The sequence below is a fragment of the Paraburkholderia sp. SARCC-3016 genome, assembly GCF_031119615.1.
Classification (GTDB): Bacteria; Pseudomonadota; Gammaproteobacteria; order Burkholderiales; family Burkholderiaceae; genus Paraburkholderia.
Genome location: NZ_JAVHZD010000070.1, coordinates 1 through 10,742 on the forward strand (window position 1 = coordinate 1; position 10,742 = coordinate 10,742).

A 10,742-nucleotide genomic window follows, 5' to 3' on the forward strand; every position below is an offset into this window, starting at 1 on the left:
TCATGCTGGACCCAGTAGAACGGGCGATGCTCGAGCAGGATGTCTCGTACGGTGCCGCCGCCGAACGCGGTGGCCATCGCAACCAGAAACGTACCGATTGGATCGAGGCGGCGCGCGCGGGCTTCGATAAATCCCGAGATGGCGTACGCGAGGATGCCGATTGCCTCCATGACGGCAAGGGCTAGGGTGAGGCGCGGGTGCATTGTCGGGTGCGCTTGGGTGCTTTTAAGGCTTGGGTTGGGATGTTGGCGCGCCCGGTTGCAGCAGGACGAGAACGGCGCCGGCGCCGCCGTCGTGCGGTCGCGCCTGGCAGAAGGCTATCACTTCTTCCTTTTGCACGAGCCATGCGCGGACTTTGCCTTTTAGAACGGGCTCTTTGCCGATTGAGCCTAAGCCCTTGCCGTGGATCACGCGCAGGCAGCGTAGGCCTTTCTTGCTCGATTCGCGGATGAATTCGGCCAGTGCTTCGCGCGCTTCTTCGCGGCGCATGCCGTGCAGGTCCAGTTGCGCTTGCACGATCCATGCGCCGCGGCGCAGCTTGCGGACGACTTCCTGGGCGATGCCGGGGCGGCAGTAGAAGAGGGATTCGTCGGTGTCTAACAGCATCTCCGGGTCGAATTCGTCGGAGATGGCTTCGGTTAGGACGGCGGCTTCGTCCAGGCGCGTTTGGACGGGCAGAGGCGCGGGTGGGTTGCGGGGGAGGGTGGCGCGGGGTTTTGTGCCGAGTGGGGTTACGCTTTCGCCTAGTTCGCGGCGGAAGAGGTCCGAGTCGGCGTCGGCTGCGCGCTTGGCTTCGCGGGCTTTCGCTTGTGCCTGCTGCTGGCGCTGGGATTGTTTTTTTAGGGCGTCGCGGAGGGTGGCGAGATCGGAGAGGGTTGAGCCGCGGGTTAGGGCGGGTTGGGGTGGTTCGGCCGCCGGTTGTGCGGGAGGCTCCGGTGCGCGGGCTTTTGTTGTGCGCTTGGGGTCGCTTGGGTGGGGGCGGTTCTTTGGCATGGCGTGAAAGCTTGAACAAAGAGAGGCGCTTGTGCCGGCCGCCGCGGCGAACGACTATCGCGGCGCTTAGCCGTTTCGGCTCATGTAGTACTTTGGATTTTATCCGTTCTCAGAGAAAGAACGGCGAATTGTGTCATTCCCTCGTTGGAACACTATCGGCCATAAGCCGTTTGATCGCAGCATAGGTATCGACCGGACGCCCAGACGTCGGCTCTGCCTCCGTTTTCGAGTCGGGCCAACTCGGCCCGACTCGGTCGCGGGCGCAGTCCGCCATGAATGAACGCATGGGGCCGCAATCGGCCGCGTCCGGCCAACCGAACATACCTCACAGCGTCGTCGGGTTCGGTGATTATGGGCCACTCACTCTTGGAGTTAACGTGAGAAGCTCGTTGCGATCGCGGTATGCGTAGATCCAGCGGCAGGAAAACTAACTATGCGTAGACTTCATCCGAGTTTAGAACCACTTCGCGCAGAGATCGCACGCTCGACCGAATCGAAGGTTGGAACCCCTCCTTTCTGTATGTCAATCCAATCGAAATATATCGGCCAATCCCTAAAGTTCTGCCAGCAGTCGTTTAAGTAAGACATGAATCGAACAGTGCGATCGTACCGATGGCGAATGTCAAATGATGCGATGTCGGCCATCATTGGCCTACGGGTTCCATCATTTAGGATTGGTGTATCGAATAACATCGCATCCAAATAGTTAAAACTGGCTGACCATCGGTGAATATGATAGACACCAATAGTCGTAACGCGAAATGCCAAAGGCATCTCTCCCACCAATCCCTGAAGTCCTTCGTCAAACGTGATTCGCTCCGTAGTTTCGATTAGCTTCTTGTTCGTAAGTCTTCTTAACGTATGTTCGATTTGGTCGCCAACAAATCCGTATTTTTGCATTTCCGCCAAAACGCTCGGTGTCGAAACAAAGCCTTCGGTTGTTTTGGACGGGGCGCCGCTGTTTAGGAAAGCTATAACAAAGCACGATAGAAAATGCTCTTTCTCGTCGGGATATCTAATGTCAAAAAGATTATAAGCCGTCGAGGAACGTGAATCATAGTGAGAATATTCACCCAAAAGTGCCTGCTTGGTGAATTCGTGCAAAGGAATAAGATACTCTCCGTCGCTTCTCATTATCTCGATAATTTTATCTGAGTTGACGTTTGAGCTACCTATGAATCCCTTTATTAGCTCCAGTGCCTCTCGAATATTCCCTCCGGTTATATTGCTGAGAAGCTCGGAAATCTCCCGATTGGTCTTAAGGGAGAAGAGCAACGCTTTCAGAAATAACGCAAGCGAATCAAGCTTCAACGTTATATTGGCCAGTCGCTCCAAAGGTAGGCGCCCTTCCGCTAGGTCCAGAGAGAATTTCAAGCGTTTCTGTAGCACAAGATCGACTCTCGGCGGTGAGATTGTCAAGATGCGTTGTGGATAAGCCGAAATCGAACCCGACGATTTAGACGCAAAATACGTTTGAGGTCTTATGGAAATTAGAACGAGGGCCAGCCATTTCGCGGCAAATTCTTGCGCCGCTAAAAACGCTTGTTGCTGATCGTCCAATTTCCGTTGATCCGCATTGTCTATGCAAATCACAACCTGCTTCCTTCTTCCTTTGGAGAAGTGAGTAATGCATCTTTGTAGGTGGCTTACCTTGTCAAATACGAGGCCGTTTAAATGTTCGATCTGTTTTTCAATGAATTTATCAGGTGCCAATTCCTTTAATCGTCCATAAATTCCCTTTTCGAATCTTTGTAAATCACCGTGGTACACGCCTCGGACAAACGCATCTTCGTATAAATCGATGTCGTGGTCCTCCAGCAACTGACGTTCGATTTCCTCGATAAAGAATTCATATAAATTCTGACCTAGATTCGCTTGATTTCCAAGGTCGATATAGAGAAATATCGAATTCTCTATTTCGTCCGCAGCTCTCACATAAATAAGATTACGAACAAACGATGTTTTCCCAACTCCGACGTCACCAATAATTACGATCGGACGGCGACCTAATGCTTCCGCGACAACCTCAGCCGACACCCCAAATTTGTCGTCGGGGGAGCCGCGCAAACTTTGCAGTGTAGGTCCCTCTGCCGTCGGATGGAACATAGCCGCATACCGGGCTGAAAGGATACTTTTCCCGACCATCGCATCGCGAGCCAATGCTCCACTTTCGCAATAACATTCTTCGTAAAAGCGCTTGCGAACTGCAGGGGTATTTGGCGCATCCTCGATTAACAAATCGCTTAACGTGCGCAGACTCTGTTGCGAAGTGCTGGGATATCGAAATGACGGATATCCAGGAAGATAACTCGAAAGTTTAACTGGTACACCGGTAGGCGCGCTTGAAGAAAGGTCGTTCAATAAAATCTTTCGATTCTCGGCGTGCGGTGAAATTGCCTGCCATAAACGGGCAAATTGCTTCTGGATTTGACTGGGGCCGTTAAAAAGTAAGCATTTCCCGTCGGCAGGCGGAATGCCGTCATTTCTCACGCCGAGAAATACAACTAACTGTGTTCCATTCGTCACTACAGCGATTTGGATACCTCTGTCACTACAATATTTTTGAGCCTGGGTAAAGGCAGCTTGAAATTCATTCGACATCAATATTAGAGATCGAATCGACCGCACGACTCCACCATTCACTTCAGCCGGGATGTCGAAATATTTCCCTGCTTTCTTGGCCTCAATCACAATTTGTGGCGGCTTACCAAGTTCATAGTCACTATATTCGCCATTATATCGTCGCTCTAAATGCGTTTCGGCGCGATCCCAGCCTAAACACTCATGAATAAGCCTATCGATAAAGCGATGTCTCGTGTCTGCCTCATTGAGGTCGGCAAGTCCCTCCTTCGTGTCCTCCAAGAGCAGAGATAATGCCTCTTCGCCGGCCGCCAAATCCGAACTGGACATAGTTTTCCCCGTGTCTGTTTTCGACAGCATGCCAGAAGTCGGCTTCCGATAGAAGCCTGCGGGCAATGAGATTAGTCGCAGAGCGAAGGCTCGGTATCCGAGGCACAGCAGACGTACGAGCGCTCCCTCAAAGCGTGATCCGCCGATCGCTCATGGTCGAGGTCGGCCAAATGCAATGTGCATTGAATGCAGTCTGCAAAGACACGGTCACCCACACGTATGTTCGGGGTAACCCTCGTCAACTTCGTCAAAGAGGCGCCTCATTGCCCTGACATATTCAGAAGTTATATATTCAAAAGCAGCGGTCCGAGATGGAGTCGGAGGCGGGATCGCCAAGCGGTATATTGACCTGCGGATTTAGTTCTCGAAACGTCGAGGTGGATGCGAAAAGACCAGAGCCAACTAGCCTCTGGTCCCCCTCCTCAAATCAAGCCGGCGTAATCACCAACTTCCCCTTCTGCACTTCCACGCGAGCCTTCCCCGAAATCTCAAACCCCGCCTCTTCCAGCCACCGTCCCGACAGCCGGATCCACGGCACAGGCGGATAATCCTCGTAATTGTGTCTCCACGACGGCCAGTGCTTCGGCCGATAAAACGGTTGACGTAGTTTCGACACGGTCAAGTGACGAACCGAAGTACCGTCCTCTGCTTTATGATTGCGATCAGCCATGATCAACTCCTTGGTTGAGTTGGTTGTGGTTAGCGGGTCGTGTGGGTGGCAGCCCATGCGGCCCGCGCTCTTTCTCCTTCCTGCTCTCCTTCTTCTCATTCCGTTTGCTACAGAAAGAACGCATTCAACGTTCTTTAGCGATCCGACATATTTTCAATCATCGGATCAGCAAATGCAATGACGCGTTCAAGCTAAAGATGCACAAAACAGGCGAAGTTCACGCGCACCGCACATAGCAACCAGATTTCACAATCCCCCACGCAGCAAGACAAATTAGCTGCTTAAGCCGCAATTCTTGTATTCCCCCAAAAAAGCTAAGAATCGTCCAATAGACGTTACGGATCGCGTCGCGTAATTTGTCGGGCTTGTCTCAATCAAGCTAACTAAAAACCGTATCGCTAAACGACAAATATCCATGGACAACGAATCGACACACTCACACCGCCAGTACCGTCTCGACATCCCGCAAACCCCCAGCGCCGACAAAGCCGACATCTACAGCTTCGAGGGCGAGCGCGCAATCGGAGAGCCGAGTCGCTACGTGATCCGCTTCACGCATCCGAACCACGAGCTCTCGCGCGCCGACTATCTCAACAAACCGGCATCGCTCGTCATCCAACCGCGACACGACCCGTTGCAAACGCGCGAGCCCGAACCGGAGCGCCGGGTGCAGGGCGTGATAACCCGCTTCACTCAGCGGCAAAGCAGCCCCGACGAAACCACGTACGAGGTCGTATTGGAATCGCGCCTCGCGCTGCTACGCAACGCCCCGAAATGTCGCTTCTTTCTCGATGCGACTCTTCCGGAAATCATCGAGAAAATTCTGCGCGAACATCAGTTCGACATGCTCATCGCGCGCTTCGATTTCACGCTGTACCGTCAATATCGAAAGCATGCGTTCGTCATGCAATGGGAAGAAGACGACCTGACCTTCATCACGCGCCTATGCCGTCGCAGCGGAATATGGTTCGTCTGCGAGGAGGGCAAGCGTTGCGAAGTCGTGCGCTTCGCCGACGACCTCACGCACTACCGGCGCGATCCGAACCTGACCGTACCGTACCTGGAGTACAGCGGTATGAGCAGCAACGGTGCGCAGTCCGTGCACACGCTGAAAATGCACGCGAAAACCATCCCCACGCGTTACGCGGTGCGCGCCTACAACTATCGCCAGGCATTCAGGCCTGTCGAGAGCACGAACCTGATTCGCGACGACCGCACAACCTACGGTGAAACGTATACATGGGGCACGGCGCATCTGAACAACGAAGAGGCGCAACAGGAAGCGCTGCTTCGGCGCGAGGCCGCGCTAGCGAGCCAGGTGATCTATGAAGGCACGGGCGATCTGCTGGACCTCGCGCCGGCGAGCGTCGTCAAACTGTCCAACCGTGAATTGCCCGACGCGAAGCATGGCTTGCTTGCGGTACGCGTGAAGTGCACTGCCTCGCGCAGCAGTTCGTATCAGGTGGAGTTCACCGCGATTCCGTGCGATCGGCTCTACCGTCTGCCGTTGCTCGAGCACACGTGGCCGCGAATTCACGGCACGATCACCGGCACGATCGCGTCGCCGGGCGATTACAAGGAACCTTATATCGACGAAAACGGCGAGTACATCGTCAGCCTTCACCTCGATCGCGACAAACGTCTTCCCGGTCTGAATAGCTGTCCGATGCGGCTCGCAAAGCCGTTTGCCGGCGCCGATGAAACGGGATTCCACTTCGGCCTCGTCGAAAGAACGGAGGTCACAGTCGGCTTCCATCACGGCAATCCGGATATGCCGTACATCAGCCAGGTGCTTCACAACTCGCGCGCCCCGGATCCGATCGTATCGAAGCGGCGCTGGAACAGCCGCAGCACGTTACGCACGCGATCGAACAATACCGTCGAGTTCGAAGACTGGCCCGACGAGGAACATATCAAGGTCGCCACCGAGCAGGGCAAGTCGCAGCTCAACCTCGGCTATACGGTGGACCGCAACCGCAAGTTCCGCGGAGAGGGATTCGAACTGCGTACCGATCTGAAAGGCTGCCTTCGAGCTGGCGGCGGCATGCTGTTGTCCGCGGACATCCAGGAGCGCGCCGTTGGCGAACAGACGGACATGGAAGCCGCGCTCGATCACTTCCGCACCACGCTTGCGCAGGCTCAGGCACTGGCGGATACGGCACGGGCCGCGCAGGCAGAGATCGCGGATGTGAAGGCGGAAAACCAGTGGCTTAAAGAAGAACTGGCGGACCTGAAGAAGGCCGTAATCGCGCTGTCGGCGCCAGACGGTATTGGCTTGTCTACGCCAAGCCGGGTGCTGGTTGCGGCAGGTAAGGATATAAGCGCCGCAACGTCGTCCGCATTTAACGTGAGCGCGATGAAGAATGTGGTGGTTGCCGCGGGCGGCATGTTGTCGGTGTTTGTTCATCGGCTCGGCATGAAATTCTTCGCTTCGCGCGGCAACATTGAAATCCAAGCTCAAAGCGACGAGATCAAGATCGCATCGAACAAGGATACGACCATCACCAGCAGCAACGGGCGTGTCGTGATCGAAGCGAAGGAGCAGCTGATCCTCAAATGCGGCGATTCGTACATAAGCCTGACACCTTCCGATATCGAAGACGGAACATCGCGCACTCGCACCTGGCGGGCGCGTAATTTCCACCGCCAAGACCCCGCGAGCATGCCGTCCGATTTGCCCGTGCTTCCTCAACCTGTAGGGACGGAGTGCGCGCGTAATGCGGGCAACGCTAGCGTCCCGTTCGTGCGTATTCGACGTGGCCTCTAATTCCCAATTTCTAATGTCATCGCCCTACGATGAACCGTTGCTTGAGCCGATCCGCGAGCAGTATGCCTCGTTCGAATCCACGCATCCTTCCATGCGGCTGTATGCGTTGATCGACGCCCACGTGTTGTATTCCCCCTGGGCGCATGGCTTCCGCGGCCGTCTCCGTGGTATGCCGTGCTTCCCTTTGTACGGCGGCACGGGTCTCGATGATCTGTCGGAATCCGGCCCGGTGCTGATTGCTTGTCCGAAACCGGATGACGGCCACGCGCTGGGGTTTATGCGTAGCGTGATGGAGCTCACGCTACGCGATTGCAGATTCGCTTCGTGGATATGGTCTACGCACGAAATCGAACCGCTTGTCGCGCATCTTCAAACATTGCTGCAGGCGCGTCTCGGCCCTGACGGCGATGAAGTGTGGTTCCTGTTTTACCAGCCTGCCTATCTTGCGGTGCTTCATCGCTTGCTCTCGGACGAGGCGCGGGCCTATATGTTCGGCCCGTGTCTCGCGTGGTGGTGTATCGATTTTCGCCACGAGGTGATCAAGCTTGCTGGCGAGAATTTGCCGCTGCCAAAGGCCTGGGATGCGCTGCCGATACCGGAGCACGTGGCGAATGAACTGCAACGCGCCGGTTCGCTGATGCAAGTGCATGCGTGGCTGAAACGAGCGCGTCCGGAATTGCTCAACCGCCTGTTCCATACAAACAGGCAATTGCAACAGGTATCACCGCATGTCGAGCGTGCACTCGAATATGGCATTACGCGCAAGATCGATCTGTGTACGTATGCGGCGTATGGACTGCTTTACGGCGAGCGATATGACGATCATCCGGCGTTGCAGGCAATTCTTAGCCGTGCGGGTACGTGCAAGACGACGCTTATCGATGCGTATGCGGCTGCGGGTCCCAACGTGTGGGCAGAAGTGGCCGAGACCGCGAAGCAGCGCGCGGCCGAGGCCGCGGTAGTCGCATACCAGCAAGAGATACGTACGTCTAAAAAAGCGACGGTGAAAGTCTGGCTCGTCAATGCTCAACATGCGCGGTTACGCAACGTGCAGATCTGGCTGGTCGACGGATGTCGCTTCTTGTGCGCTTCGCTGGGAGACATTCAGGCAGCCTGGTCGAGATTCCTCGAGTGCGGACTGGAATTCTCGTCCGCACGTATGCCGGTGCCGGGGGAGCGCGTCCAGGTGGGATGGTGGGAGCGCGGCGTGACCTATTGCGAAACGATCGTAAGAGGAGAACTGCCGCGCGCTGAAGGCGAGGGGCTCGCCATCGTGACGCTTCACTTCGATGGACGCGTCACCGTGAGCATGCATGCCGATCGGCCTGATCCAGCGCCGGAATGGTGGCGGTTGCAGCAGCCTTGACGGGGTGTGGGGGGGCGACTGATAGGGGTGGTGAATGAAACGGATTGTTTTGTTGCTGATTGGTGTGGGCATCGGGGCGCTGATGCCGGGCTGCAAGTCCGCGGGTCCTGGCGAGGACGTGCTGGCGACTGCCTGGAGTGCGAACTACACCGAGGACTATATCTACGACTTCAGGATACGGACGGGCTCGGGCAAGGACACCGGCCTTGAAGGTATTCAGGTTAAAGAATTCTCGAGAGGCGGGACGGGATCGAGTGAGTGTTGCTCGACCATACCTCGCGTTGGGCAGCGGATCGAGATTGTGTGGCGCGTTGGTGATTACCGCGCCACGGATACGGATATGAAGACGTTTAACAAGACTGTAGTCGTGACCGGAACAATGCCAAAGAAAACGCTGGAACACAGCGTTTTGATCGTCCGCTTCTTCCAGAACCATGAGGCGGAGGCCGAGTTGATACCGGGTGACGGCGATTTTGGTCCATCGAATCAGCGCATCGACAAGCTGTTCTTTGGCGTCCCGCGCGTGATGCGAACGAAGGGGGAATGACATGCAGGAATGAGTTGATGTGGGATTTGATCGCGCCGGACGGCGGTCCGGGTTCGCGGCTTGATCAGTTGTTTTACGGTTGGCGCGTTATGCGCTAAATGAGGGATTAAGGAAATGAGGCGAATCGCTTGCCTATTGCTTTGTATTGGAACTATAGGACTGCTCTATGGCTGCGCGTCTGCCAAATCAAACGAATACGTGACGGCATCGGTGTACGGAGTGAACTACAGCGAGGATTATGTTCCGCGTTTCTCGATTCTGACCGCGTCGGGCGATCAAACAGGAATGGGAGGCGCCCATGTCCAGGAATTCTCCAAAGGAGGCCTCAGTGGGCAAGTGTGTTGTGCGCCGATTCCAAAGCCGGGTCGGATCTTGATCGTTTCATGGCGCATCGGTGACCGCAAAGAAGCCGAAGCGAGCTGGAAGAGACTCAGGAAGACGGTCGTTGTGAGGGGAGAGGTCTCAAATGGCGCAGACAAGATCAATTCACTGATCGTTCGCTTCTTCCCGGGGCGACAGGTGGAAGCCGAACTGATTAGTGAATCGACAGGGCCAAATGCCAGACCCAGCCCGCGGCGGGATCAGCTGTTTTATGGGCGCCGCGTTATGCGTGAAATCGGAGATTGATGAATGAAACGAATTGCTTACCTGCTGGTTTTTATTGGGGCTGTGGGACTGCTCTACGGTTGCGCGTCGACCAAATCGCACGAATACGTGAGGGCATCCGTGTATGGAGTGAACTACAGCGAAGACTATGTTTGGGATTTTTCGATTCTGACCGAATCGGGCGAGCAGACAGGTATGGGTGGCTCCCGGGTACAAGAGTTCTCCAAAGGAGGTCTCAGTGGACTCGAGTGTTGTGCCTCAATTCCGCGCGCTGGCCGGACCGTGATTGTTGAGTGGGAAGCGGGCGACCGCAAAGAAGCTGACGTGAAGTGGAAGAGTTTCAGGAAACAGGTGGTTGTGAGGGGCGAGGACTCGAGTGATCCGGACAAGTTGAACTCATTGGTTATTCGCTTCTTCCCCGGGCACGAGGTAGAAGCTGAACTGATATGTGAATCGACAGGATCTGATGCCAGACCCAGCCCGCGGCGCGATCAGTTGTTTTATGGACGCAGTGTTATGCGACAAATGGGGGATTAAGGAATGAGGCGAATGGCTTGCCTATTGCTCTGTATGGGGACCGTGGGGCTGCTCTACGGTTGCGTGTCCACCAAATCAAATGAATACGTAACCGCATCTGTGTACGGAGTGAACTACAGCGAAGACTATGTTCCGGATTTTTCAATTCTTACCGAATCGGGTGAGCAGACAGGTATGGGCGGCTCCCGGGTTCAGGAGTTCTCCAAAGGGGGCCTCAGTGGACTTATGTGTTGCGCGCCGATTCCAAAGCCAGGTCGGTCCTTGATTGTTGGATTTGCCCCCGTACTTCCGGACACCGTCTCACACTTGAGTTGATGAATCCGTCCTGCGCCTGAACTCGCGAGGT

General features: G+C 55.3%; 9 protein-coding genes. 5 read left to right on the forward strand and 4 right to left on the reverse strand.

Features of this window, described 5'->3' with window-relative positions; genetic code table 11:
- The 4 genes from QYH69_RS35330 to QYH69_RS35345 all read right to left on the reverse strand — a co-directional run.
- Positions 1 to 203, reverse strand: a 203-nt coding sequence (locus QYH69_RS35330) for a TRIC cation channel family protein (RefSeq protein WP_308836263.1), incomplete at its 3' end; no start/stop codon positions are given.
- A 22-nt stretch (positions 204 to 225) separates the two neighbouring features.
- The gene (locus QYH69_RS35335; RefSeq protein WP_308836264.1) at positions 226 to 993 is read right to left on the reverse strand and encodes a Smr/MutS family protein; all 768 of its coding nucleotides are present in this window, start codon (positions 991 to 993) and stop codon (positions 226 to 228) included.
- Positions 994 to 1,437: 444 nt separating this feature from the next.
- A complete protein-coding gene (locus tag QYH69_RS35340) occupies positions 1,438 to 3,903 on the reverse strand; it encodes a hypothetical protein (protein ID WP_308836265.1) in 2,466 nt (821 codons plus the stop codon).
- A 427-nt stretch (positions 3,904 to 4,330) separates the two neighbouring features.
- Positions 4,331 to 4,573, reverse strand: coding sequence for a SymE family type I addiction module toxin (locus QYH69_RS35345; RefSeq protein ID WP_308836266.1), 243 nt, complete (start codon positions 4,571 to 4,573; stop codon positions 4,331 to 4,333).
- Between the two features lie 415 nt (positions 4,574 to 4,988).
- Between QYH69_RS35345 and QYH69_RS35350 the strand changes: the two genes are divergently transcribed.
- The 5 genes from QYH69_RS35350 (at position 4,989) to QYH69_RS35370 (ending at position 10,396) form a co-directional block, all read left to right on the forward strand.
- Positions 4,989 to 7,340 (forward strand): type VI secretion system tip protein VgrG, encoded by a 2,352-nt coding sequence (locus tag QYH69_RS35350; protein ID WP_308836267.1) that lies wholly within the window; start codon positions 4,989 to 4,991, stop codon positions 7,338 to 7,340.
- 37 nt (positions 7,341 to 7,377) lie between these two features.
- Positions 7,378 to 8,706 (forward strand): DUF4123 domain-containing protein, encoded by a 1,329-nt coding sequence (locus QYH69_RS35355; RefSeq protein ID WP_308836268.1) that lies wholly within the window; start codon positions 7,378 to 7,380, stop codon positions 8,704 to 8,706.
- Between the two features lie 34 nt (positions 8,707 to 8,740).
- The gene (locus QYH69_RS35360; RefSeq protein WP_308836269.1) at positions 8,741 to 9,253 is read left to right on the forward strand and encodes a DUF3304 domain-containing protein; all 513 of its coding nucleotides are present in this window, start codon (positions 8,741 to 8,743) and stop codon (positions 9,251 to 9,253) included.
- Between the two features lie 219 nt (positions 9,254 to 9,472).
- Positions 9,473 to 9,880: a DUF3304 domain-containing protein gene (locus QYH69_RS35365; protein ID WP_308836270.1), complete on the forward strand. Its 408-nt coding sequence runs from the start codon at positions 9,473 to 9,475 to the stop codon at positions 9,878 to 9,880.
- 3 nt (positions 9,881 to 9,883) lie between these two features.
- Complete coding sequence (locus QYH69_RS35370) at positions 9,884 to 10,396, forward strand: DUF3304 domain-containing protein (RefSeq protein ID WP_308836271.1); 513 nt, start codon at positions 9,884 to 9,886, stop codon at positions 10,394 to 10,396.
- Positions 10,397 to 10,742 lie beyond the last annotated feature (346 nt).